We start from the raw sequence: 22992 nt of genomic DNA on the forward strand, positions 1-22992 counted from the left end.
AGGTACGAAATGAAGAATCGATGGAGATTCTCGCTCGCTCTGTTCAGCGTCGTCGCGCTCGCGACGCCCGCTGCGCCCGCGCTGGCCGCCCCGGCGGCGCCAGCGACGTACGAGGAGGCATTCGATGACCTGTCTGCCGACTGGTTGCCGGCCGCGGGCACGTGGGAGGCGGCGGACGGCGTCGCACGCGTCGTGCAGCCCGGGTCGTCCCGCGGGTCGATCCTCGCGCTGACCGGTCGGGGTCTCGCCGAGGCGGCGACCGCGACGGTGACCTTCGCCTCGACGGGAGGGGAAGGCAGTGCGTGGGCCGGTTTCACCGTGCGTCGCACCGGCACGGCCGACGATTACACGCAGTCCGGCTACACCGTGTTCGTGCGCAACAGCGGAGAGCTGGCGGTCATCCGCGCAGCCGGCGACGGGCGGGTCACGGTGCTCGGCACCGCGCAGACCGACGCGCGCCCGGGTTCTGCCCCGATCACGGTCACGGCGTCGCTCGACGGCGAGCGGATGCGGGTGGGTCTGGGCGGCGCGGACGAAGCGGGGACGCCGCTGATCGAAGTCGAGGACGCCGCCTTCTCGGGCAGCGGTTTCGCGCTCGCGGCGCATCGCGACGTCCGGATGTCCGTCGACTCCGTGCGACTGTCGGGCATCGTCGACCGTGACGAGCCGGTGCCGACAGATTGCGTCGGCTGGTCGGGAGCGCCCGCGCTCGACGCCGACCGCGGCGAGGTTCTCGTGAGCGACGCGCGCGTCGCGGCGATAGCGACGCGCATCGCGGCGGGCGAACAGCCGCAGGCATCTGCGTACACGCGCCTGCTGACGGCCGCCGATGCGGGTCTCGAGCGGGCGCCCGCTCCGCCGGAGACGTTCTTCGTGCCGTTTTTCTACAACGATCCGACCGCGCACCGCGCCGCCCGTGACGGGCTGCAGAACGATGCGAACACCGCCTACGAGCTCGCCCTGGCCTATCGTCTGTCGGGCGACGTCCGCTACGGCGACCACGCTGCGCAGTTCATCGACGCCTGGACCACCACGGTCGAGTGCGTACGCACCCGTGAGGACTCCGCGCTCGCGTTCAGCTACCACTTCCCCGCCTTCGTCCATGCCGCAGAGCTGCTGCGCGGCACCTCGGTGTGGAGCCCGGCATCAGAGTCCGTGTTCGCCGGCTTCCTGCGCGAGACGGCGATGCCGGTTGCCGGGTCGATCCTGCACCGAACGAACAACTGGGGAAGCTGGGCGCTCGAGACGACCACGGCCGCCGCGGCGTATCTCGGCGACGAGGAGGGACTCGCTGCTGCACACGCACGGGCTGTCGAGCTGCTCGAGCACCAGATCGACGCGAGTGGACATCTTCCCGAGGAGGTCGGCCGGAACAACGGCGTCGGCGACTACGGCATCTGGTACACGCACTTCTCGCTGCTGCCGCTGTTCCTCGTCGCCGAGACGCTGTCGGCGCACGGCTACGAGGTGCACGACTACGTCAACGCGAACGGACGCGGACTGGCGGATGCCGCGGATGCCGCGACGGGCTGGGTCGCCGATCCGGCATCCTTCCCGTACTACTCGGGCGACCTGACGAAGCTCGCGAACGTCCGCACGATCGACTATCTGCGCGACGCGGGCGTCACGGCGCACAGCATGAGCTATTTCGAGCTGGCGCAGAACCACTTTCCGACAGATGCCCGTGCGGCGCTGTTGGCTGAAGAGGGGCCGATGACGACGATCCACTCGGCGCCATACCTGAGCCTGACCCACGGCGGCCTCGCCGACGTCGCCGTGTCGCCCGGCGAGAGCGAGCCGGGGGAGGGGCCCGGCGCGGGAGAGCCCGGCGCGGGCGGGCCCGGGGCGGGAACCCCCGCGGGCACGGACCCGTCGGCGTCGGGAGGCGGTTCGGTGGGCGCGCCGGCCCCCGGCTCGGCTGCCGGGGCGGCCAGGATGCTCGTGGCATCCGGTGGCGAGGTCTCGTCTGCGCCGATCGTGCTCGCCGTCGCGATGACGTTGCTCGGGTTCGTCCTCGTCGCGACCCGGGCACGCCGACGGTCGATCAGTATCCGGGACTGAGGCCTGAGCGTCTGCCGCGATCCCGCATGCAAGGGATCGCGGCCGACGCGCCGGGCCGGCGGCATCCTGAACGGGGTGTCGGATCGGATGCCTTGCGTCGCGGCACCGGTCAGAGGGTGCGCGGCACCGGTCAGAGGGTGGGTGGCACCGGTCAGAGGGTGAGCAGCACCTTCGTGGCGCGGCGCTCGTCCATCGCGCGGTAGCCCTCGGCGGCGTCTTCGAGCGGCAGGGTCAGGTCGAACACGGCACCGGGATCGATCGTGCCCGACATGATGAGGTCGATCAGTTCGGGCAGGTACTGGCGCACGGGAGCGGGCCCGCCGTGCAGGTGCACGCCCGAGCCGAACAGCTCGGCGCCCGGGAGCTCGACGTCGTGCGAGACACCGACATATCCGACGTGGCCTCCCGCCCGGGTGGAGCGGATCGCCTGCATCATCGATTCCTGCGTCCCCACGGCCTCGATGACCGAGTGCGCGCCGAGCCCGTCGGTGAGCTCCGTGATGCGGGCGACGCCGTCGGCACCGCGCTCCTCGACGATGTCGGTCGCGCCGAAGCGGCGAGCCAGTGCCTGGCGGTCGGTGTGTCGCGACATCGCGATGATGCGCTCGGCGCCCAGCTGCGCGGCGGCGCGGACGCCGAGCAGACCCACAGCTCCGTCGCCGACGACGGCAACGGTCTTGCCGGGGCCGGCTTGGGCGGCGACGGCAGCGAACCAGCCGGTGCCGAGGACGTCGGATGCCGCCAGCAGGCCGCGGATCTGGGCTTCGGTGGGCTGGCCGGGGACGACGACGAGGGTGCCGTCGGCGAGGGGAACGCGCAGGCGTTCGGCCTGCGAGCCGAGCCGGCCCATGGGCACGCGGTCGACGCAGTGGGACTGATAGCCGGCGCGGCAGATCTCGCAGGTGTTGTCCGACGCGATGAACGAGCCGACGACGAAGTCGCCGACCGCGAGGCCGCGCACGGCGTCGCCGATCTCCTCGACGACGCCGACGTACTCGTGTCCCATCGGTGTCGGTCGCCGCACGGGATCGTCGCCGCGGTAGGGCCAGAGGTCGGAGCCGCAGATGCAGGCCGCCGCCACCCGGATCACGGCATCCGTCGGCTTCTCGATCGTCGGGTCGTCGCGGTCTTCGACGCGGACGTCTCCGGGGGCGTGCATGATGACTCCGCGCATGATGGTCCTTCCGTAGCGGAGTCCTCATTGCACCTCGATCGGGGGTCGCTGGGACACCTCTGGTCAGCCGTGCGGCATGCTGGCATGATGCGGGCGCTCGCGGCGGGTGAACGGCATCAGGCGTGGCTGTTCCTGGGGGCGCTCGTCCTCGGCGCCGTGGTGGGGCTCGCGCTTCCCGGTTTCGGCGCCGCTGTCGAGGCGTCGCTGACTCCGGTGCTGGGGCTGCTGCTGTTCCTGACGTTCCTCACCGTCCCGCTCGGCCGACTGCGGGATGCCGGACGTGACGGGAGGTTCCTCGCGGCGGTGCTGATCGCGAACTTCGTCGTGGTTCCGCTGGTCGTGTGGTTGCTGTCGCGGGTCGTGGCGAGCGATGAGGCGCTGCTGCTCGGGGTGCTCCTCGTGTTGCTGACGCCGTGCGTGGACTACGTCATCGTCTTCGCGGGTCTCGCCGGCGGCTCGCGCGACCGGTTGCTGGCAGCGACGCCGCTGCTCATGGTCCTGCAGCTGCTGCTGTTGCCCGGCTACCTGTGGGTTATGGCCGGCGAGCAGGCGGTCGCGGCGATGGATCCGGGTCCGTTCGTGGAGGCGTTCCTGCTGCTGATCGCGCTTCCCCTCGTCCTCGCCGCCGCGATGCAGGCATCGAGCCGCCGCTCGTCTCGCGTGCGGCGGGTGTCGGCCGGACTCACGAACGCCATGATCCCGGTCATGATGCTCACGCTGTTCGTCGCCGTCTCGTCGCAGACCGCGGCGGTCGGCGGCTCCATCGCCTCGCTCGCTCCGGTGGTGCCGGTCTTCGCGGCGTTCGTTCTGTGCGCCCTCGCCGTGGGGCTCGCGGTCGGCCGGATTGCGGCCCTCGATGTCGCACGTCGACGGGCGGTGGTCTTCAGCACGGTCACACGCAACTCGCTCGTCGTGCTTCCGCTCGCGCTCGCGTTGCCGGCCTCGTTCGCACTGACGCCGCTGGTGGTGGTGACCCAGACGCTCGTCGAGCTCGTCGCGATGCTCGTGCTGGTGGCGGTGGTGCCCCGGATCGTCGTGGAGCGAGGCGGCGCCCGCCGTGCCGGAACGGGTCGCGTCAGGCCCGCGGGGTCAGGGTCGTCCGGGTGACCCGCCACCGGGAGCTGCGCCGGCGGTCGGTGTCGTCGCGGTGTCGACGCGGGCGGTGAGCGAGACGGCGTATCCGGATGCCGTGTCGCCCGAGACCGTCGCGAGCTGGAGTGCGCCGCCGTCGTCGCCGAACACGTTGTCGGCTCCGAGGGACACCTGCGCCAGGTTGCGGCTGGAGCCGCTGTACGCGGGGAGGGCGTACACGGCGGAGCAGACGTCCTCGGGCAGGGCGACCTGCGACGTCGCGATGGCTTTCGTCGCGTCGGTCATCGCGGCGGTGTCGGGGTAGACCTCGAAGTGGATGTGCGGCCAGCGGCCGGAGTAGCAGGCGGGGATGATCGAGGTGAAGGTGACGGCGCCGGATGCGTCAGCCACCTGCACCCCGCGGAGGTAGTTCTCGTTCTCGACGCCGCTGGAGTACATCGAGTATCGGCCCGCGGCGTCGCAGTGCCACACGTATACGGCGGCACCGGCGAACGGGGTGTCGCCGTTGGCAGTGTCGAGGATGGTGAGCCGCAGCGTCATCGGCACGCCGTCGGCGGTCGCGCCGCCCGAGAGCGACGACCGGATGTCGCTGCGGACGATGCCGGACTGCTCGAGGACGTCGGGTCCGTTCGACCCGTCGCCGGGGTAGGGGCCGGCGGTCTCGTCCGGGATCTCGCCAGCGGGCACGTCGGCTGCCGACGAGCCGGTCGGCGCCGGGACGGCGGGGGAGGTGCCGGTCGAACCCGGGGTGGGCGTCGAGGCAGCGGTGGATGCCGGGGACGCCGTCGCCCGGGGCGTGCACGCAGCGAGGGCGGCAGCGCCCAGCCCGATCCCGGCGAGGCTGAGCACGGAACGCCGGGTCAGCAGCGTCCTGACGTCGAATGGTGCGCCCTGGTCGACGACTTCGTCGTCGGCGCGGTCGAGCAGGCGACCCTCGTAGGCGGGTCCGTCGGGTGTCTGATCCGGTTCGGGGATGCGGGGCATGGCGGGCTCCTCGGGTTCGTGGTTCGCCGAGCATCGCTCGTGCACCCATCCGTTTCGTCGGACAGGGCTATGCGCGATCTATGACTCGTAGCGTCGCGGATGGTGGGCCGAGCATCACGCGTCGTCGACTCGCCGCCGCGGAGCGTTCGGGTGCCGCTATCCCTCAGAAGGGTGGTGGGTCGTCGGCTGGCCCGCCCGTTCCCGCGCCCGGTGGTGGTGGGTTCGGGGTGTCGGTCGTGAAGCACACCGCCGGTATCGGCACGTCCTCGCGGTAGATGCGCCCGAGGGGTGAGGTCCATTCCAGAACCCCGCCCCCGGCCTGCCGGACTCCCCATTTGGTGAATTGCTTCATGGAGTGGTGTCGTTGGCAGAGGTGGGCAAGGTTGAAGATGTGGGTGTGGCCGCCTGTGGCGTAGTCGATGGTGTGGTCCAGTTCGCACCGGATCGCCGCCCGCCGGCATCCGGGGAACCGGCAGTGCTGGTCTCGGGCGGTGAGGAGCTTCTTCATCGACGCGGTCGGCCGGTATGTGTCGACCTCGACCGGGGTGCGGGTGACGGGGTCGATGAAGAGCCGGTCCCACTCGGACACCTGCCCCGCGAGCTGACGCGCCGTGTCGGCGTCGATCAGCGCGGCACCCACCACCTCGGCGGGGTGCTCGTCCTTGCCCATCAACGTCTCGGCCGTGACAGCGACCTGCACCCGTCCGCGGATCGCGCCGAGCCCGCCGGTACGGTCGGTCCCATAGGTCGGGTCGACCACGGGCGCCCCGCCGAGGACGAGGTCGCTGAGGATGTCAGCGCGCAGCTGATCCATCGTCCGCGTGTCCGGCGCCTCGCCCGTGCCCACTTCGCCAGCCCCCACGCCAACGCGGGCGTCTGTGACCGTCTGGCCCATCTGCGTGAGCCGGTCGAGCATTCCCACCGCGATCACTGTCGGGACCGTCGCGATCACATCCGACATCCCGTCGCCGCCGTGCAGCATCCGCACGCACCGCCCGGCGGTCGCCGCCTGGTGCCGTTCGGTGAAGGTCTGCGGGTGCAACCGCGCGGCCAGGGCCTGCAGCGCCGGCCGCACCCGCGTGGGCACGTCCCGTTCGCACACTCCGATCGCGGCCTGCGCGTACTCCGCCCGTACCGCCGCGGGTACGTCCGCCCCGACGCGTACGACGACGTCGACGTGCCCGCGTTCGATCCGCCGCTCCGCCCACGCCGCGAACACCGCCGGGTAGTCGTCCACGACGGTCATCGCATGATCGATCTCACTCTGCAGGCGCCGGTCCGTCGAACGCGCCATGCCGGCGGCTTCGGCTGCGACCGACCGCAGTTCCATATCGGAGGCCATCCCGCGCACTCCGTCGCGGTGTGCTTCACGCAGCGCCGACCTGCCCAATTCCGCGAGCGCGCGAGTGCGAGCGATCTCACCGACATGGAACAGGGTCAGAGCGTCCGCGAATCCGGAAAAGGCGGGCGCGTGCGGCGACACAGACGAGTCGCCGAATCCCGTCCCGTTTTCACCCGCTCTCGATTGCATGTTCCCATTGTCGCAACAGCCTCCGACATTCCCGTCGAATATCCGTACAGCAGGGGATAAGTCGCGACCGCCCCGAATTGTCCAGGAATCGCCGAAGGCGCCCCCCTGCACGCCGCCGCGAACTCACCTGAGACAGCAGGAATCACCCGAGGCGCCCCTATGCGACCGCCGCGAATCCACCCCGTGACAGCACCCCGTGCCGGTGCGAGGATGAGCGCACGCGACAGTGCCGTCGCCGGTCCTGAAGGAGACGCCCGTGTTCCACAGTCCCCACCCGAGCATCGAGATCCCCGAGCTGAGCGTCTACGACTACCTCTTCGGTTCGCTCGACGACGGCGACCTCGAACGTGTCGCGCTCATCGACCCCGCTTCCGGGGCCGAGACGACCTACGGTCAGCTCCGCGCGCAGGTCGACGCGTTCGCGGGCGCGCTCTCGGCCCGCGGAGTCGAGGTCGGCACGGTCGTCGCCGTGCTCTGCCCCAACATCCCGGCTTTCGCGACGGTCTTCCACGGCATCCTGCGGCTCGGCGCCATCGCGACTACCGTCAACTCGCTGTACACGGCAGACGAGATCCAGAAGCAGCTCGAGGACTCCGGCGCGCGTCTGCTGGTCACCGTGTCACCGCTTCTCGAACAGGCGGTCACGGCGGCGCATGCCGTCGGCATCAGCGATGAGAGCATCATCGTGCTCGACGGAGCGGCGGGACACCCCGACCTCCGCGAACTGCTCTCGGAGCAGCGCGTGCCACCCGCGGTCTCCTTCGACCCCGCGACCCACGTGGCCGTGCTGCCTTACTCGTCGGGCACGACGGGCATTCCGAAAGGGGTCATGCTCTCGCACCGCAATCTGGTCGCGAACGTCCATCAGTGCCGCGTCAGCATCCGCCTCGAACGCGACGACCGCGTGCTCGCCGTGTTGCCGTTCTTCCACATCTACGGAATGACGGTGCTGCTCAATCTCGCCCTCCGGCAACGCGCGAGCCTCGTCACGATGCCCCGGTTCGATCTCGTCGAATTCCTGCGCCTCATCCAGACGCACGAATGCACCTTCCTCTTCATCGCGCCGCCGATCGCCGTCGCGCTCGCGAAGCACCCGATCGTCGACGAATTCGACATCTCGAGCGTGCACAGCGTCTTCTCGGGCGCCGCGCCGCTCGACGGCGACACGGCGGAGGCCGCGGGCCGTCGCATCCACGCACGCATCTTCCAGGGATACGGGATGAGCGAACTGAGCCCGGTCTCGCACGCGATACCGCCAGAAGGCGCCGACATGCCGGTGAGCTCGGTCGGCGTGCTGCTGCCGAACGTCGAGGCCAAGATCGTCGACATCGAGACGGGCGCGGAGATCGAGGAGCACGGCGCCGACGGCCTGACGGCACCGGGTGAGCTGTGGGTGCGCGGACCGAACGTGATGCTCGGATACCTCGGCCGACCCGATGCCACCGCCGAGACGCTCGACGGCGACGGGTTCCTGCACACCGGGGACATCGCGGTGCACCACGCCGACGGCTGGTTCGCGATCGTCGACCGCCTCAAGGAGCTGATCAAATACAAGGGCTACCAGATCGCCCCGGCCGAGCTCGAAGCGCTGCTGCTGTCTCATCCGAAGATCATGGATGCCGCCGTCATCGGCGTTCTCGATGACGATCGCCAGGAGATCCCGAAGGCGTTCGTCGTGGCCGCGCCGGGCAGCGCGCTGAGCGCCGAGGAGGTCATGGCCTTCGTCGCCGACAACGTCGCACCGCACAAGAAGGTGCGACGGGTCGAGTTCATCGAGGCGGTGCCGAAGTCCACCGCCGGCAAGATCCTGCGCAAAGACCTGCGTGCTCGAGAGAGCTCCTGAGCGAGCCGGGGGCCTGTCAAGGGGATGCGGGCGCAGAAGCCCAGCGACCACGATCGCAGCATGAGCGATGACGACGACCAGACCCGACGCGATTTCCGCGATGCCGTGAACATGAGCCCTGCCGAGCTCGAGAAGTGGCTCGACACCGACGAGTCGCAGGAGGTCGGTCAGAAGGACGGCGGCGGCGAGTCGACCGGTCACGCGTCCGGCCGGCGCATCGTGGACCTGCTGCGGACGAAGAAGGACGACCTGACCGACTCGGACCTGCAGCACATGCGCAAGGTCGTCGGCTACGTGAAGCGGCACCTCGCGCAGCGCCCCTCCGGCGACGTCACCGATACGGCGTGGCGGTACTCGCTCATGAACTGGGGCCACGACCCCGAGAAGAAGTGACGGATGCCGCGGGGCGCGAGAATGGGACGGTGAGCCTCCCCGCATCCTCCGGTCTGACCGAGCTTCCCGACCCGCGTTTCGTCCTCGTCGGTGAGGACGGCCACCGCATCGCCACCTACTCGTGGGGGGAGGACGACCTGCCGACGGTGGTCGTCGTCCACGGCTTCGCCTCGAACACGAAGGACAACTGGGTCTCGACCGGGTGGGTGCGCGACCTGCAGCGTGCCGGGTTCCGCGTTCTCGGCCTCGACCAGCGCGGCCACGGCGCGAGCGACAAGCCGCACCGTCCCTCCGATTACGACCTGCACCAGCTCGCGTCGGACGTCGAAGCGGTGCTCGACACCTACCTCGTCGACACCGCGATGTACGTCGGGTACTCGCTGGGTGCGCGCGTCGGCTGGGAGGTGCTGCAAGACTTCTCGTCGCGCATCACCCGCGGCGTGCTGGGCGGCGTGCCCGACGGCATCCCGCTCGCCCGGCTCGACATCGACCAGGTGCGCGCGCTCGTCGAGCACGGCACGGAGGTGACCGATCCGGTCACGCAGAACTACGTCCGTCTCACCGAGCGGGTTCCCGGCAACGACCTGCGGGCTCTGCTCGCGATCGCCGGCGGCATGCGGGCATCGGGCACGGTGGATCCCGACCCCGCGAAGGCCCCCGGACAGCCCGTGCTGTTCGCAACGGGCTCGAGCGACGCGATCATCGAGGGGTCGAAGGCGCTCGCCGCCGCGACGCCGCAGGGACGCTTCGTGGAGATCCCCGACCGGCACCACTTCAACGCGCCCGGCTCACGTGTCTTCCGGCAGACCGCGATCGAGTTCCTCACCGAGGCCTGACCGTCGGCCGCTGCCTGCGGCGTTCCCGCTGTCGAGGCGTCAGGACGACGCGCGCCGGTACGCGTCGCCGAGCCAGCGGTCGTACCCCAGCCAGGGGTCCGAAGCGGATGCCGACGATGCGCGCAACGCCTCGATGTGCTGCGTCAGCGGGGCGCTGAGCGTGAACCACTCGCCGCCCTCGCGCAGTGCGGCGAACTCGCGGTGTCGCTGCTGCTCGACGGGCCGACCGCCGCGCTCGAGGGCGAGGAGCTCCTCGTGCCGGATGGCGGCCAGGCGCTGCCGCGGCCGCTCGCTCGTTCCGATCTTCACGCGCCCGCCGAAACGCAGGTAGTACACGACGGCGACGACGGGGCGCGGCAGGTCGGCGTCGAACGCGTCGCCGAGGCGCCACCCGCAGCGGCGGCAGACCCAATGCTCCGACCCGTCGGCGAGATCGCCCGCCCGACCGCCGCAGACACGACAGGGGAAGGGCATCTCGGATGCGGCATCGGTCGGCAGGCGCACGCCACCAGCATGGCGCGCGCCTGCGACATCCCGGCGCGGGTCAGACCGTGACGACGATCTTCCCTCGGGTGTGCCCCTCTTCGAGTCGCGCGTAGGCTGCCGCGGCGTCATCGAGGGTGAAGGTCTCGGCGACTTCGACGCGCAGCGAGCCGTCGGCCGCGAGGCGGGCGAGCTCGGCCAGCTGGGCGGCATTCGGGCGCACCCAGATGTAGTTGCCGCCGAACTCGGATGCCGCCCGCGGGTCGGCGATCGAGGTGACGACCCCGCCCTCGCGCAGCAGCTCGGCGGTCGAGTCGAGCGAGCTCCCGCCGGCGAAGTCGAGTACGACGTCGACGCCGTCGGGGGCGATCTCGCGGACACGCTGCGCGAGGCCCTCGCCGTAGACCACAGGCTCGGCGCCGAGCTCGCGGAGGTAGGCGTGGTTGCCCTCGGATGCGGTGCCGATCACCCGTGCGCCGCGCAGTCGCGCCAGCTGGACGCCGAACGAGCCCACGCCGCCGGCAGCGCCGTGGATGAGCACCGTCGCGCCCTCGGCGACATCCGATCGCTCGATCGCCTGCAGCGCGGTCAGGCCGGTCAGCGGAATCGCAGCCGCCGCGGCGAAGTCGAGCCCCTCGGGCTTGCGGGTGGCGGTCCGCACGGGCACGGCCATGTACTCGGCGACCGAGCCGCCGCTCACGACGTCGGCACGGGCGTAGGCGAGCACGGGGTCTCCGACCTGGAACTCGGGGGTGTCAAGTCCGACCTTCTCCACGACCCCCGCGATGTCCCACCCCGGCACGGCGGGCAGCAGGACATCGATCACGCCCTGCAGGTATCCCTCGCGCAGCTTGTAGTCGACGGGGTTCAAGCCCGCCGCCACCACGCGCACCACAAGGGTGTCGGGCCCGATGTGGGGCATCTCGCGCTCGGTGATCTCGAAGCGGTCGTTGCCGCCGAACTCGGTGTACGTCAGTGCCTTCATGCCGAGGCGCAACGTCGGCGGCGGCCCGGGGATTCCCCTCCGGATGTCTCGGCGGCGGGCGGCGCGCCGAGCCGGACGCGTAGAATCAAGAGAATCCAGTTCTGAACCGCGAGGGTCCCGCCGTGTCTGCAGCATCCGCCGCCCGCACCTTCGAGGTGCGGCATGTCCAGCTGGCGCGCGCCCTTTTCGCCGCCGTCGCCGCGGTCATGATCACGTTCTCGCCCGACCACTCCGCACTCGTGGGCATGTCGGTCTTCAGCGGCTTCGCGACCGCGACCGCGATCGTCTTCTTCGTCAGCGCGTGGCTCACGAGCCCGGCGGGCCGCCGCGGGGTGCCGATCCTGCTCGGCGCCGTCACTCTCATCGCCGCGATCCTGGGCGGCATCCCGCCGCTGCGGACGACGGTCGGCTTCTTCGTCGTCGTCATCTCGTGGGCGGCGATCACGGGTCTGATCGAGCTCATCGCGGGCGTCCGCGGGCGCCGCGGCGGGTCTTCGGTCGCGCGCGACGAGGTGCTCATCGGGGCGGTGACGCTCCTGCTCGTGGTCGGCCTGCTGCTGGTGAACCCGGCGTACCGCCTCGACTACGTCATCGAGGAGGCCGGAGCCTTCACGCTCACCGGCATCACCATCGGCGTCGGCCTCTTCGGCGGGTACGCCGCGGTCGTCGCCGTCTTCCTGGGGATCGCCGGGTTCTCGCCGCGGCGCGAGGAGCTCGCGCCCGCGGCATCCGTCCCGTCATCCCCCTCGTCCGATCCGGAGGTCGCATCGTGAGCGGCGAACACCCCACCCGCCGCGAGATCATGCGTCCGGTCCAGTTGCTGGGCCTCGCTTTCGTCGCCGCGGTCTTCTCGGGTGTCATCACCCTCGTGTCGATGGGCGCGTTCCAGGCGATCCCGCGCGAAGCCGTCGAGCGCGCCGTCGTCGTGGCGCTGGTCGTCGCCGGCATCGCCTTCATCGCGACGCTCGTGATCATCGCGCTGCTGATGCTGGCCGTCGACCCCGCGCAGGTGAGCAAGCGCGTCGACCGCCCGGTTCTCTACCCCGACGAGTCCGAGACCCCCGACGACTCCGCATCCGGCTCGTCACCGTCGTCTCCGCAGCGCTGAGCCGCAGGCGCGCTCGCCGCGCCGCGCCGCGCCGCGCCGAGCGCGCACCGCTCACGCCAAAACGCACCGCACCCCGAGCGTTCTCGGCGGGGCGGTGCGTTTTCGGCGCCAGCCGGATGAGCCCGACCAGGCCTCCTGGCCTCAGGCCAGGCGCGAGACCAGGTCGTCGGCCAGGCCCGCGTAGGTCGCGGGCGTGAGCGCGAGCAGGCGCTCTTTCGCGGCGTCGCCGATGTCGAGGCCGCGCACGAACTCGGCGAGCTCGGGTCCGCCGACGCGCCGGCCGCGCGTGAGGTCCTTCAGCAGCGCGTAGGGGTCGGTGATCTGCGAGCGCCCGGCCGCGATCTCGGCGCGCACGACGGTCTGGATCGCCTCGGCCAGGACCTCCCAGTTGGCGTCGAGGTCGGCGAGCAGCACCTCGCGAGAGAGCGAGATCTCGGTCAGGCCGCGCTGCAGGTTGTCGAGCGCGAGCAGCGAGTGGCCGAAGGCCACCCCGATGTTGCGCTGCGTCGTCGAATCGGTCAGGTCGCGCTGCATCCGGCTCGTGACGAGGGTCTGAGCGAGCGTCGAGAAGAGACCACCCGAGATCTCGAGGTTCGCCTCCGCGTTCTCGAAGCGGATGGGGTTGATCTTGTGCGGCATCGTCGACGACCCGGTCGCACCGGCCACGGGGATCTGGGCGAAGAAGCCGAGCGAGATGTAGGTCCAGACATCCGTGGCGAGGTTGTGGAGGATGCCGCCGGCGTGACGCACGCGGTCGTAAAGCTCCACCTGCCAGTCGTGCGACTCGATCTGGGTGGTCAGCACGTTGAAGTCGATGCCGAGGCCCTCGATGAACGCGCGGGAGAGCTCGGGCCAGTCGACGTCGGGCTCCGCCGCGAGGTGCGCCGACCAGGTGCCGGTGGCGCCCGAGAACTTCGCGAGGTACTCGCCGCCCTCGATCTGCTTCGCGACGCGGGCGAGACGCCAGGCGAACACGGCGATCTCCTTGCCCATCGTCGACGGCGTCGCGGGCTGCCCGTGCGTGCGCGACAGCATCGGGGCGTCGCGGTGCTCGCGAGCCAGGTCGCCGAGCGCGCCGATGACGGCGTGCAGCTTCGGGAGCCACACGTTCTCGACCGCGCGCTTGACGGTCAGGGCGTAGGAGGCCGAGTTGATGTCCTCGCTCGTGCAGGCGAAGTGCGTCAGCTCGGCGATCGCGTCGAGCCCGAGGGTCGACAGCCGGTCGCGGACGAGATACTCGACGGCCTTGACGTCGTGGCGGGTCACCGCCTCCTTCGCGGCGAGCCAGTCGATCTCGTCCTGGCCGAAGTCGCGGTACAGGCTCCGGAGCTGCGACTTCTGCTCATCCGAGAGGGCCGAGCTGCCGAACAGGCCGCGGTCAGTCAGGGCGATGATCCACTCGACCTCCACCTCGACGCGGGCGCGGTTCAGGCCCGCCTCCGAGAGGTAGTCGGCGAGTGATCCGACCGCGGCGGCGTATCGGCCGTCGAGGGGGCTCAGGGGCTGCGGGGGCAGAGAGGTCACGAGGCTCCATTCGGTGAAAACGGGCGCTCAGGACGTGGTGCGGATCGCGGGCTCGAGCTGCCGGAAGAGCGCCCGGCTCGCGCTCTCGATCATAGCGAGCACCTCGTCGAACATCCCGGCGTCGCCGTAGTACGGGTCGGGCACGTCCAGATTGCCGCCGGACTGCGGGTCGTACGACATCAGCAGGCCGAGCTTGTCGGTGTCGGCGGTGGTGCGCGCCCAGTTGGACAGCACGCGCTCGTGCGACCGGTCGAGTGCGACCACGAGGTCGGAGCGGTCGAAGTCCGACAGGGTGAAGCGCCGTGCGCGATGCCGTCCGCCGTCGTACCCGCGGCGCTCGAGAGCTTCGAGGGTGCGTCCGTCGGCGGGTTCGCCGACGTGCCAATCGCCGGTCCCCGAGCTCGCCGAGACGATGCGGTCACCGAGACCCGACTGGTCGACGAACCACCGGAACACCACGTCCGCCATGGGGGAGCGGCAGATGTTCCCCGTGCAGACGAACATGACGCGGAAGGGTTCGGCGCGTCGGGTCACCGCTCCATTCTGGTGGATGCGGCGTTTCCTGCACAGACGTGTTCCTGCGGGCTCTTCTGCCCGATCGGGCCCGGGCAGGAACGCGGGTCGCGCTCCTCGGTGCATCGTGGCCGGATGACCGCGCCTCCCGCCATCCTCGAGGCCTCGCTCGCGGCGGATCCTGCCGCTGCCCGCGCGCTCGAGATGCTCACCTCGCTGCGTACGCGGCTGCGCGCCGCGCGCGACGAACTCGACGCGATCCGGCGCCGGGTCGCCGATCTCGAGCACGACACCGCCTGGCGGGCTCGCGCGGCACGCGAGTATCGTGCCGGGCTCGCAGCGTGGCGGGAGCGAGGGGATGACGCCACCGCGCGTGTCGACGTCCTCGACGACGAGCTGCACTGGGCCCAGGCCCGCCTCGTGATGGGTGCCTCGTGATGGGCCGGGGCGCGCGATGAGCGGCGAGGGCACTCTCGACATCCGAGGCGGGGGAGTCATCGCGGTCGACACCGAGCAGCTGCGTGACGCGGCATCCGTGCTGGGCGGGCTGTCGGCGCGGTGCGACGCGCTGCGGGCCGAGTTCGCAGCCGCGTCGCGCGAGCTCGCGCAGCACGAGGCGACCGCATGGCCCTCTGCCGGCCTGGCTTCCGACCTCGCCCGTCTCGTGGACGATCTCGCCGCCGACGCGGCATCCCTCGCCGGTTCGCTGCGAGAGGTCGCCGACGTCTACGACATCGTCGAGCTCGAAGCCGCGCGACGTGCCGCGGGCGGGCGCGACCGGCGGCTGGTGGCGCTGCTCGATCGTCGGATCGCGGCTGCTCACGACCGGGCGCCGGAGGCCGCCGCCCGCGCCGACCTTCTGCTCGCGACCTGGCCGTTGCTCCGGCACGCCGAGCTGCAACGGCAGATCGGGGGCGCCGCCGCGCCGCTCGGGCTCGTGGGGGGAGCCGCTGTCGCCGCGAGCGGCCTCGCCCTGACCGCGCTCGGGGCGCTGGGGCTCGGGCGGACGCCCCCGGTGCGCGGAAGGGACGGCCCGGCGGTGCCGGTAGGTCTCACGCGATCCGCGTCATCGCCGGCGGCGCCTCCGACGACGATCGCGGCGCTCGCCGGGCGCATTCCGGGTGGGGGCGATCAGCTGCGCGTCGAGCGCTACGACCTGCCTCGGGGCGAGAGCCGGTTCGCCGTGTACGTCGCGGGAACGCGTTCGGCGCTGGGGTCCGGTGGCCGTGAACCGTTCGACATGGCTTCCAACGTGCAGCTCTACGCCGGTCGGAGCTCGGCGTCGTACGACGCCGTCGTGGCGGCGCTGCGCAAGGCGGGGGCCCGGCCGGGCGACGCCGTGCTCGCGGTCGGCTACTCGCAGGGCGGCGCCGTCACCTCCCGCCTCGCCCTCGACGGCCCGTTCCGCGTCTTCGGGAACGTGACCTTCGGCTCGCCCGTCCATGCCGACCCGGGGGGCGCGGTGCTCGAGGTGACGGTGCGCCACACCGATGACCCCGTTCCGGCGCTGCAATCGGGCGGGCACCCCGGCGGCGCGGGGGCGCCGGGGAGCATCGTCGTCGAACGCGTGGCCGACCCGGCCCCCGCCGTCGCCGACGTCACGCTCGGTGCTCATTCGATGGATGCTTACGGCGAGACGGCGGCGCTCGCCGACGAGTCGGGCGATCCGCGCGTGCACGAGATCCACGAGCGGCTGTCGGAGTTCGCCGGCGATCGGCCCGCCGTCGTCACGACCTTCCGTGTCGAACGGTCGGACGCCGATTGATGCGAGCCGCGCGGAGCGGGAGGTGTGGGAAGAGCCGTGGGGAGTGGGCCGTGCGGAGTGGGCCGTGCGGGGAGTGGGCCGCGGGGAGCCGTCAGCGGCGGTCGCGCCCGACGCGGTCGCGGTCGCGGCGAGGACGGAAGAGGATGCCGGCCACCCCGTTGATCAGCGTGATGACGATGGCCGCGAGCACTGCGAGCCAGAAGTCGCCGATGCGCAGCCCCCAGTCCCAGCCCGAGGTCACCCAGCCGGTGAGCCACAGGAGGAAGCCGTTGATGACGAACGAGATGAGCCCGAGGGTCAGGATGTACAGCGGCAACGCCAGGACCTTCAGCACCGTGCCGACGATCGCGTTGACGAGACCGAAGATGACGGCGATCAGCAGCAGTGTGAGCACGAGCTGCAGGTCGCCGCCCGGGGGGAACGCCGCGACCGACACCTGCAGCGCCGGGATCAGCGTCACGATCCAGATCGCGAACGCGTTGACGATCAGGCGGATGACAAGGTTCATAGTGCCGTCAGTCTCCCACGGGCCCCCTCGACGCGTCATCCGGCCGTAACCGCGGCATCCGTAGACTCGCAGGGTGACCGACCTGCCCGTGCGCATCCGACCCGAGATCGCGGCGCTGCCCGCCTACCGCCAGGGCCGCCAGGCCTCGGCCGACGCGTTCAAGCTGTCGAGCAACGAGAACCCGTTCGACCCGCTGCCGGGAGTTGTCGAGGCCGTGCGCGCCGCGACGACGTTCAATCGCTATCCCGACGCGTCGGCGGGGCGCCTGCGCGCGCGGCTCGCCGATCGGTACGCCGTCGCCCCCGACGGCGTGCACGTCGCTGCCGGCTCGGTGTCGATCCTCTACCAGCTGGCCTCGGCGACGAGCGGCCCCGGCGACGAGATCATGTTCGCGTGGCGCTCGTTCGAGGCGTACCCCGGCCTCGCCACCGTCGCCGGCGCCACCGCCGTGCAGGTGCCGCTGACCGCTGATGCGGGGCACGACCTCGATGCGATGGCGGATGCCGTCAGCGAGCGCACGCGGATGATCATCGTCTGCAGCCCGAACAACCCGACCGGTCCGGTGGTGAGTCAGGCGGCGTTCGACGCCTTCGTCGCGCGCGTCCGCTCGGACGTCCTCATCGTCTTGGACGAGGCGTACGCCGAGTTCGTCACCGACCCGGATGCCGTCACCGGCGCCGCCGTCCTCGCGGCAGGTCACGCCAACGTCGTGATCCTTCGTACCTTCTCGAAGGCGTACGGTCTCGCCGGCCTCCGCGTCGGCTACGCAATCGGAGACCACCGCATCCTCGACGCGGCCCGCAGCACCGGCATCCCGCTGTCGGTGACCGCTCAGGCCGAAGAGGCGGCACTCGCGAGCCTCGACGCCGAGGACGAGCTGCTCGAGCGCGTGCGCCACATCGCCGCGCGCCGCGATGCGCTCGCCGATCGGCTGCGCGAAGCGGGCTGGGACATCCCCGTCGCGCAGGGCAACTTCGTCTGGCTCCCCGCCGGTGAGCGGGCGCTCGAGATCGCCGAGGCGTTCGATGCGGCCGGCCTCATCGTCCGCGCGTTCGCCGGCGACGGCGTGCGCATCTCGATCGGCGAAGAGGAGTCGATCGAACGGATCGTCGCCGCTGCGGCATCCGTCGTCGGCTGAGCCCGCCCGTGCACGGCACGGCTACGTCTTCCTGAACCGCGATGCAATGCTCTGCGCTCGACACGCGGGGAGGGATGCGGACGCACCGGGGTGTCGGTCTCGATCCCGCGCATCGCGGTTCGCGCCGCGACGTGAGCGTCTAGCCCGAGCCGCGATCGCCCCGCCGGAGGGCGGTGAGGTAGCGCGTCCGCACGATCACCTGCACGACGCGGACAGCCGGGTGGGCGATCCGCCAGAACAGGGTCGGCGCCGGCCGCGAGAGCGATCGCAGCGTGAAGCGCACGTCGTCGCCGCGTCGCGTGAGGAGGAACGCCTCCTCGCCCTCGAGCGGATGCCCGGGCAGCGCGAGGTAGACGTATCCCACGCGGTCGGGCTCGTCGACGAACGCGACGACCTCGACTGGCTCGCGGAGTGTCAGGGCTCCGCGACCGACCTCGAGCCAGTGCCGCCCGCCGACGACGGCCGGAACGGCGGGCACCACGCGGAATCCGCTGCGCGTCTTCACCCGCCATGCCAGCAGATCGGCGCGCGCCCGCCGCCACACGGCATCCCCCGACCCCACCCGCACGGTCTTCTCGAACCGGCGGAAGCCTCGCGCGTCGGTGCTCCACTCATCGCGGTGCGGCAAGCTCATGCGACCAGCATCCCACCCGCCTCGCCGGCGTGCGCGGTGCGCGGGTGGGCGTCGCGCTGCACGGGTCGGCCTGCCGGTGCGCGGGTGCAAGGGATCGTCGGCGACACCCCGGTGCGGATGCCGTTGCCCCGGGGTGTCGGTCACGATCCCTTGCATCGCGGCATGAGCGCCGGACCCGCGCGCACCTGCTCAGGCGGGCGTGAAGCCGAGCTTGTCGGCGCCTCGGGAGATCCAGGGGTGCCGCGAGAACGCATCCCACACGAGGGTCGAGCCGAGGGCGGCGGCTCCGAGCAGCGCCGTCGCGCCCTTGTTGAGCCCGTAGCGCGGCTCGGCATACCAGGGGTCGTCGCCCTCGAGGTTGACTCCGTCGGTCGCGCCCCACTCGTTCCATGCGCCGGGATGCTCATCGCGCAGCACGCGGAGCGCGGGCGCCACCGCGCCGGGGGCCAGCGGCAGCGCGCCGAAGAGCGACACCGGAGGCACGGTCCCGTCGGCGTGGGGCTCGCGCAGCGCCGGTCGCGCGCCGTTGACGACGTATCCACCCGGTCCCAGGCCGGCCGCCGGACCCCAGAGACCGGCCGCGAAGGTCTTCCACCGTCCCGCCTGGTCGGCGCACCAGGCCCGAGAGGCCAGCGAGGCCTCGCGCGCGTTCGCCCACCAGTCGCGTCCGTCGAGGTCGCGGACCCGTTGGAACGGATAGAACGCGAGGGGAAAGTGGTACGTGAACAGGGTCCCGGCCGGCTCGTGCACGCACTCGTGTCCGCCGTACGACCCCACGGGCTTGTCGAATCCCCGCCACAGCGCGCGCGCGAGATCGGGCGACACCGACTCGTGACCCGCGGCCAGCAGGTACATGGGCAACTGCTCGGCCGTCATCGACCAGGCGCTCACGAACCCGGCGTCGTCTGCGCCGTCGGCGTAATCGTCCTCGCGGCCGGCGACCCAGGCCATCCGCACGATCGTCCGGTCACCTGAGTCGTCGATGATCCACGGCCAGTCGATGCGCCGCAGCAGGCGCTCGGTGCGCGCGCCGATCTCACGTCCGGTGTCGCCGTCGTGGGCGAAGAAGGATGCCGCCACGGCGGCGCCGCACAGGGCGAGCGTCGTATCGATCGTGGAGTACTCCGAGCGGCCCTGGCGCTCGCCGGTCTCGGCGTCGACGAAGTGCGCGAGGAACCCGCCGCGCTGCGGCACCGACTCCTCGAGGGTGCGGAGCGTCGCGACGACCCGGTCGCGCACCTCGCCGCGGTCGAGGATGCCCCGCTCGACGCCGACGCACCACGCCGCGAGGGCGAAGCCGGTGGCCGCGACCGTCGCGACCCCCGGCAGGTCGTCGCGGTCGAGCACGAGCCCGCACCCGGGACTGTCGAGGTCGCCGGTCGCGTGTGCCCACAGCCACCGGATCGACGCGTCGACCTCGAACTCGGTCAGCTCCCGGATGTCGTCGGGCAGCGCAGCGTCGGGCAGCCCAGTGTCGGGCAGCGCAGCGTCGGGCGGCACAGCGTCAGCGTCGCGCAGCGCAGCGTCGGCGTCGGGCAGCCCAGCGTCAGCGCCGGGCAGCGGGGTGTCGGGCAGCCCACCGTCGGGTAGCGCGGCGTCAGCGTCGGGCAGCGCAGCGTCGGGCAGCCCACCGTCGGGTAGCGCAGCGTCGGGCTCGGGCAGCACAGGGTCGGTCACGCGGCGGTCCTCTTCTCGAAGGGATTGGGAATGGCGTCCAGCAGCTGCCGCGTGTACGCGGCCTGCGGGTTGTCGATGACCTGGTCGGCGGGACCCGACTCGATCAGCTCGCCGCCGCGCAGCACGAGCGCGTGGTTGGCGAGGCTCTTCGCCGAGAGCAGGTCGTGGGTGATGTAGAGCATCCCGACGCCGTGGTCGGCGACGAGCGACTGCAGCACCTCGAGGATCTCGGCGCGGATCGAGACATCGAGGCTCGCGATCGGCTCGTCCGCGACGACGAGCCTCGGCTCCGCGGCAAGGGCGCGGGCGATGACGACGCGCTGACGCTGACCGCCCGAGAGCTCGTGCGGGAGGCGCCCGAGGTAACGCCCCGCCGGTGTCAGACCGACTTGTTCGAGCAGGCTCGCCGACCGCTCGACGGCTTCGCGGCGCCCGACGTGCAGGAAGTTCGCCAGCGGTCTCGAGAGCGAGTACCCGACGGTGAGCGTCGGGTTGAGGGCGGCGTACGGATCCTGGAACACGTACTGCACGTTGCGGCGGTACTCGCGGGCGAGACGGCCCCGCAGCGAGGTGACGTCGTGCGGCTCGCCGTCGGCCTTGCCGTAGTAGCGCACCGAGCCCGAGGTCGGATCGTCGATGCGGGTCAGGATGCGGGCGATCGTCGACTTGCCCGAGCCCGACTGGCCGACCAGCGCGGTGACCTCACCCTCGCGCAGCGTGAACGAGACGTCCTTCACGGCATCCACGTGCTCGGTCCGCAGCCCCTGCCGCTTGGAGAACCGGCGGTGCAGGCTCTCGACGTCGATGACCGGGGCGTGCTCGACCGGCGCCTCCTGCGACACCTCGACGGGAGCCTCGAGCTCGGCTCCGGTGTAACCGGCGACGTCCTCGCCGAGCAGTTCGGCGTACGACCCGACCAGGTGGATCGAGTACGGATGCCGCGGGCCCGTGGTCACGGCATCCTGCGCGCTCATGTCCTCGACGATCTCGCCCTCGTACATGACCGCGACGCGGTCGGCGAAGTCGAGGAGGGTGCCCATGTCGTGAGTGATGAGGATGGCGCCGAACCGCTCGCGCTCCTGCAGCTCGCGGATCTTGTCGAGGATCGACTTCTGCACGACGACATCGAGCCCCGTGGTGGGCTCGTCGAACAGCACGAGCTTCGGCTTCAGCGCGAGGGCGAGGGCCAGGTTCACGCGCTGCTTCATGCCGCCCGACAGCTCGTGCGGGAACATGTCGAGGAATCGCGCGTCGACACTGACGAGGTCGAACAGCTCCTCCGCCCGTTCGCGCGCCGCGGCCGTGCTCGCTCCGGTGTGCTCGGCGAGGATGTCCTCGAACATCCGGCGGACGCGGACGACCGGGTTGAGCGAGTTCATGCTCGACTGGAACACCGTCGAGACGTACGACCAGCGCAGCGGGCGCAGCTCGTCGTCGTCGAGCGCCGTGACGTCGCGGTCGCCCCACCGGATCGAGCCGCCGGTGATGTGCCCGGGACTGCGGAGCAGCCGCAGCACCGCCTGTGCGAAGGTGGTCTTGCCCGAGCCCGACTCGCCCGCCAGGCCCACGAACTCGCCGGGGGCGACACGCAACGAGACGTGTTTGACCGCGTCGAGCGTGGCGCCGAGCTTCGGCCGGTACTGCACGGACAGGTCGGAAACCTCCAGCACGGACGCCGTGCCTGCAGCGGATGCCTGGCTCATGACTTCTCCTCTTCGCGAAGGTGCGGGTTGCTCAACATGTCGACGCCGAAGTTCACGAACGTCAGCGACGTCATGAGCAGCGCGAGCATGACGCCGGGAGCGACCAACCAGACCCAGAGGCCCTGCACGAGCGCGCCATTGGCGTTGGCCTGGGCGAGCATCTGTCCCCAGCTGACGGTGTTCGGGTCACCGAAGCCCATGAACGACAGGCCGGCCTCGGCCGCGATGGCCGCCGTCGCCGCGCCGATGAATCCCGACACGATGAGGGACGACATGTTCGGCATGATCTCGCGGAAGACGATCCGCAGCATCCCGTCCCCGCCGAATCGCGCCGCGGTGACGTAGTCGCGATTGCGCATCGAGATGATGAGGGATCGCATCTCGCGGGACGCGCCGGCCCAGCTGGTGATCGCGATGACGAAGACGAGCAGTCCGAGCCCGCGCGTCTCGCTGTACGCGACGATCACCATCATGAGCGGCAGGACCGGGATCACGAGCGCCAGGTTCGTCAGGAACGACAGGATGTCATCGAGCAGCCCGCCTTCGCGGTATCCGGCGAGCAGGCCGACGACGATCGCGATGACGATCGTGGCGAGTCCGCCGAGGACGCCGATCGCGAACGAGAGGCGGGTGCCGTGAACGAGCTGCGTCCAGATGTCGTATCCGAGGGTGTTCGTACCCATCCAGTGAGCCCAGCTCGGGTCCTCGGAAGGGGCGAAGGTCGCGTCGTTCGGCCGGTACGGCGAAAGGAAGTCGGCGAAGACCGCGACGAGCAGGAACACCGCGAGCATCACGATGCCCACGCGCGCCTTCCTGCTCGACCAGATGACGGCGTACCACCGGGCCGGGCGGACGACCGCCACGATCTCCTTCGTCGACGCATCGTCGGCGGTCACGCGTCGCCGGAAGGTGCGCGTGGGCTCGGTGCGGGTGGGCTCGGTGCGGACGGCATCGGTGCGGGCGGCATCGGTGCGCGCTGGTTGCGGCATCGAGGCCGGCTGGGGGAGAGGGGTCTCATCGGACATCGTCGGTCACCTGCC

General features: G+C 71.2%; 22 protein-coding genes. 10 read left to right on the forward strand and 12 right to left on the reverse strand.

What is annotated here, in order from left to right; genetic code table 11:
- Nucleotides 1–9 precede the first annotated feature (9 nt).
- Entirely contained in the window at nucleotides 10–2061 is a 2052-nt protein-coding gene (locus ACPYN5_RS07780; RefSeq protein ID WP_424448408.1) for an alginate lyase family protein, read from the forward strand.
- A gap of 151 nt (nucleotides 2062–2212) precedes the next feature.
- Here ACPYN5_RS07780 and ACPYN5_RS07785 read toward each other — a convergent pair whose 3' ends face one another.
- Complete coding sequence (locus ACPYN5_RS07785; RefSeq protein WP_424448409.1) at nucleotides 2213–3235, reverse strand: zinc-dependent alcohol dehydrogenase family protein; 1023 nt, start codon at nucleotides 3233–3235, stop codon at nucleotides 2213–2215.
- An 84-nt stretch (nucleotides 3236–3319) separates the two neighbouring features.
- Between ACPYN5_RS07785 and ACPYN5_RS07790 the strand changes: the two genes are divergently transcribed.
- The gene (locus tag ACPYN5_RS07790) at nucleotides 3320–4342 is read left to right on the forward strand and encodes a bile acid:sodium symporter (RefSeq protein ID WP_424448410.1); all 1023 of its coding nucleotides are present in this window, start codon (nucleotides 3320–3322) and stop codon (nucleotides 4340–4342) included.
- Here the strand turns inward: ACPYN5_RS07790 and ACPYN5_RS07795 are convergent.
- Nucleotides 4325–5311: an intradiol ring-cleavage dioxygenase gene (locus ACPYN5_RS07795; RefSeq protein WP_424448411.1), complete on the reverse strand. Its 987-nt coding sequence runs from the start codon at nucleotides 5309–5311 to the stop codon at nucleotides 4325–4327. The genes ACPYN5_RS07790 and ACPYN5_RS07795 overlap by 18 nt on opposite strands.
- Before the next feature lie 163 nt (nucleotides 5312–5474).
- On the reverse strand, nucleotides 5475–6653 hold the full coding sequence (locus ACPYN5_RS07800; protein ID WP_424448412.1) for an HNH endonuclease signature motif containing protein: 1179 nt from the start codon (nucleotides 6651–6653) through the stop codon (nucleotides 5475–5477).
- Nucleotides 6654–7098: 445 nt separating this feature from the next.
- Between ACPYN5_RS07800 and ACPYN5_RS07805 the strand changes: the two genes are divergently transcribed.
- From ACPYN5_RS07805 to ACPYN5_RS07815, 3 genes are read left to right on the forward strand one after another with little or no spacing between them, the layout of a single operon-like run.
- Complete coding sequence (locus ACPYN5_RS07805; protein WP_424448413.1) at nucleotides 7099–8685, forward strand: AMP-binding protein; 1587 nt, start codon at nucleotides 7099–7101, stop codon at nucleotides 8683–8685.
- A gap of 60 nt (nucleotides 8686–8745) precedes the next feature.
- The gene (locus ACPYN5_RS07810) at nucleotides 8746–9078 is read left to right on the forward strand and encodes a DUF3140 domain-containing protein (RefSeq protein ID WP_424448414.1); all 333 of its coding nucleotides are present in this window, start codon (nucleotides 8746–8748) and stop codon (nucleotides 9076–9078) included.
- A gap of 29 nt (nucleotides 9079–9107) precedes the next feature.
- Nucleotides 9108–9914 (forward strand): alpha/beta fold hydrolase, encoded by an 807-nt coding sequence (locus ACPYN5_RS07815; protein ID WP_424448415.1) that lies wholly within the window; start codon nucleotides 9108–9110, stop codon nucleotides 9912–9914.
- A gap of 39 nt (nucleotides 9915–9953) precedes the next feature.
- Here ACPYN5_RS07815 and ACPYN5_RS07820 read toward each other — a convergent pair whose 3' ends face one another.
- Together ACPYN5_RS07820 and ACPYN5_RS07825 are read right to left on the reverse strand one after the other, a co-directional pair.
- Nucleotides 9954–10418, reverse strand: a complete 465-nt coding sequence (locus ACPYN5_RS07820) for a TFIIB-type zinc finger domain-containing protein (protein ID WP_424448416.1) — start codon at nucleotides 10416–10418, stop codon at nucleotides 9954–9956.
- 40 nt (nucleotides 10419–10458) lie between these two features.
- Nucleotides 10459–11382 carry an NADP-dependent oxidoreductase gene (locus ACPYN5_RS07825; RefSeq protein ID WP_424448417.1) on the reverse strand — a complete coding sequence of 308 codons (924 nt, stop codon included), beginning with the start codon at nucleotides 11380–11382 and terminating at the stop codon, nucleotides 10459–10461.
- A gap of 122 nt (nucleotides 11383–11504) precedes the next feature.
- Between ACPYN5_RS07825 and ACPYN5_RS07830 the strand changes: the two genes are divergently transcribed.
- Both ACPYN5_RS07830 and ACPYN5_RS07835 read left to right on the forward strand, forming a co-directional pair.
- Nucleotides 11505–12155, forward strand: a complete 651-nt coding sequence (locus ACPYN5_RS07830) for an acyl-CoA synthetase (protein ID WP_424448418.1) — start codon at nucleotides 11505–11507, stop codon at nucleotides 12153–12155.
- Nucleotides 12152–12490 (forward strand): amino acid transporter, encoded by a 339-nt coding sequence (locus tag ACPYN5_RS07835; RefSeq protein ID WP_424448419.1) that lies wholly within the window; start codon nucleotides 12152–12154, stop codon nucleotides 12488–12490. Before ACPYN5_RS07830 ends, ACPYN5_RS07835 begins: the two co-directional genes overlap by 4 nt.
- Nucleotides 12491–12631: 141 nt before the next feature.
- Here the strand turns inward: ACPYN5_RS07835 and purB are convergent, their stop codons facing one another.
- Together purB and ACPYN5_RS07845 are read right to left on the reverse strand one after the other, a co-directional pair.
- A complete protein-coding gene (gene purB, locus ACPYN5_RS07840) occupies nucleotides 12632–14014 on the reverse strand; it encodes an adenylosuccinate lyase (RefSeq protein WP_424448420.1) in 1383 nt (460 codons plus the stop codon).
- Nucleotides 14015–14041: 27 nt separating this feature from the next.
- Nucleotides 14042–14518 (reverse strand): low molecular weight protein-tyrosine-phosphatase, encoded by a 477-nt coding sequence (locus ACPYN5_RS07845; RefSeq protein WP_424448692.1) that lies wholly within the window; start codon nucleotides 14516–14518, stop codon nucleotides 14042–14044.
- Between the two features lie 144 nt (nucleotides 14519–14662).
- Here ACPYN5_RS07845 and ACPYN5_RS07850 point away from each other — a divergent pair, with 144 nt between their 5' ends.
- Nucleotides 14663–14965, forward strand: a complete 303-nt coding sequence (locus ACPYN5_RS07850; RefSeq protein ID WP_424448421.1) for a hypothetical protein — start codon at nucleotides 14663–14665, stop codon at nucleotides 14963–14965.
- A gap of 16 nt (nucleotides 14966–14981) precedes the next feature.
- Nucleotides 14982–16292, forward strand: a complete 1311-nt coding sequence (locus tag ACPYN5_RS07855; RefSeq protein WP_424448422.1) for an alpha/beta hydrolase family protein — start codon at nucleotides 14982–14984, stop codon at nucleotides 16290–16292.
- Nucleotides 16293–16383: 91 nt separating this feature from the next.
- On the opposite strand, the gene ACPYN5_RS07860 is transcribed toward ACPYN5_RS07855, so the two are convergent.
- Entirely contained in the window at nucleotides 16384–16800 is a 417-nt protein-coding gene (locus ACPYN5_RS07860; RefSeq protein ID WP_424448423.1) for a phage holin family protein, read from the reverse strand.
- Nucleotides 16801–16873: 73 nt separating this feature from the next.
- On the opposite strand from ACPYN5_RS07860, the gene ACPYN5_RS07865 reads away from it, so the two are divergent.
- Nucleotides 16874–17938 carry a histidinol-phosphate transaminase gene (locus tag ACPYN5_RS07865; protein ID WP_424448424.1) on the forward strand — a complete coding sequence of 355 codons (1065 nt, stop codon included), beginning with the start codon at nucleotides 16874–16876 and terminating at the stop codon, nucleotides 17936–17938.
- 139 nt (nucleotides 17939–18077) lie between these two features.
- Here the strand turns inward: ACPYN5_RS07865 and ACPYN5_RS07870 are convergent, their stop codons facing one another.
- The 4 genes from ACPYN5_RS07870 to ACPYN5_RS07885 form a co-directional block, all read right to left on the reverse strand.
- Nucleotides 18078–18572 (reverse strand): DUF1990 family protein, encoded by a 495-nt coding sequence (locus tag ACPYN5_RS07870; protein WP_424448425.1) that lies wholly within the window; start codon nucleotides 18570–18572, stop codon nucleotides 18078–18080.
- Between the two features lie 189 nt (nucleotides 18573–18761).
- Entirely contained in the window at nucleotides 18762–20249 is a 1488-nt protein-coding gene (locus tag ACPYN5_RS07875) for a glucoamylase family protein (protein ID WP_424448426.1), read from the reverse strand.
- On the reverse strand, nucleotides 20246–21952 hold the full coding sequence (locus tag ACPYN5_RS07880) for an ABC transporter ATP-binding protein (protein WP_424448427.1): 1707 nt from the start codon (nucleotides 21950–21952) through the stop codon (nucleotides 20246–20248). Before ACPYN5_RS07880 ends, ACPYN5_RS07875 begins: the two co-directional genes overlap by 4 nt.
- Entirely contained in the window at nucleotides 21949–22977 is a 1029-nt protein-coding gene (locus ACPYN5_RS07885; protein ID WP_424448428.1) for an ABC transporter permease, read from the reverse strand. Before ACPYN5_RS07885 ends, ACPYN5_RS07880 begins: the two co-directional genes overlap by 4 nt.
- Nucleotides 22978–22992 lie beyond the last annotated feature (15 nt).

The sequence above is a fragment of the Microbacterium arborescens genome, from assembly GCF_049707515.1.
In the GTDB taxonomy this organism is placed as follows: domain Bacteria; phylum Actinomycetota; class Actinomycetes; order Actinomycetales; family Microbacteriaceae; genus Microbacterium; species Microbacterium arborescens_B.

Bases quoted from the DNA above. Each gene is read 5' to 3' on its own strand.
- ACPYN5_RS07800 (WP_424448412.1), bottom strand. From the start codon at position 6,653: ATGGCCTCCGATATGGAACTGCGGTCGGTCGCAGCCGAAGCCGCCGGC.
- ACPYN5_RS07790 (WP_424448410.1), top strand. From the start codon at position 3,320: ATGATGCGGGCGCTCGCGGCGGGTGAACGGCATCAGGCGTGGCTGTTC.
- ACPYN5_RS07855 (WP_424448422.1), top strand. From the start codon at position 14,982: ATGAGCGGCGAGGGCACTCTCGACATCCGAGGCGGGGGAGTCATCGCG.
- ACPYN5_RS07785 (WP_424448409.1), bottom strand. From the start codon at position 3,235: ATGCGCGGAGTCATCATGCACGCCCCCGGAGACGTCCGCGTCGAAGAC.
- ACPYN5_RS07825 (WP_424448417.1), bottom strand. From the start codon at position 11,382: ATGAAGGCACTGACGTACACCGAGTTCGGCGGCAACGACCGCTTCGAG.
- ACPYN5_RS07885 (WP_424448428.1), bottom strand. From the start codon at position 22,977: ATGTCCGATGAGACCCCTCTCCCCCAGCCGGCCTCGATGCCGCAACCA.
- ACPYN5_RS07845 (WP_424448692.1), bottom strand. From the start codon at position 14,518: ATGTTCGTCTGCACGGGGAACATCTGCCGCTCCCCCATGGCGGACGTG.
- ACPYN5_RS07870 (WP_424448425.1), bottom strand. From the start codon at position 18,572: ATGAGCTTGCCGCACCGCGATGAGTGGAGCACCGACGCGCGAGGCTTC.
- ACPYN5_RS07850 (WP_424448421.1), top strand. From the start codon at position 14,663: ATGACCGCGCCTCCCGCCATCCTCGAGGCCTCGCTCGCGGCGGATCCT.
- ACPYN5_RS07795 (WP_424448411.1), bottom strand. From the start codon at position 5,311: ATGCCCCGCATCCCCGAACCGGATCAGACACCCGACGGACCCGCCTAC.
- ACPYN5_RS07860 (WP_424448423.1), bottom strand. From the start codon at position 16,800: ATGAACCTTGTCATCCGCCTGATCGTCAACGCGTTCGCGATCTGGATC.
- ACPYN5_RS07780 (WP_424448408.1), top strand. From the start codon at position 10: ATGAAGAATCGATGGAGATTCTCGCTCGCTCTGTTCAGCGTCGTCGCG.
- ACPYN5_RS07810 (WP_424448414.1), top strand. From the start codon at position 8,746: ATGAGCGATGACGACGACCAGACCCGACGCGATTTCCGCGATGCCGTG.
- ACPYN5_RS07880 (WP_424448427.1), bottom strand. From the start codon at position 21,952: ATGAGCCAGGCATCCGCTGCAGGCACGGCGTCCGTGCTGGAGGTTTCC.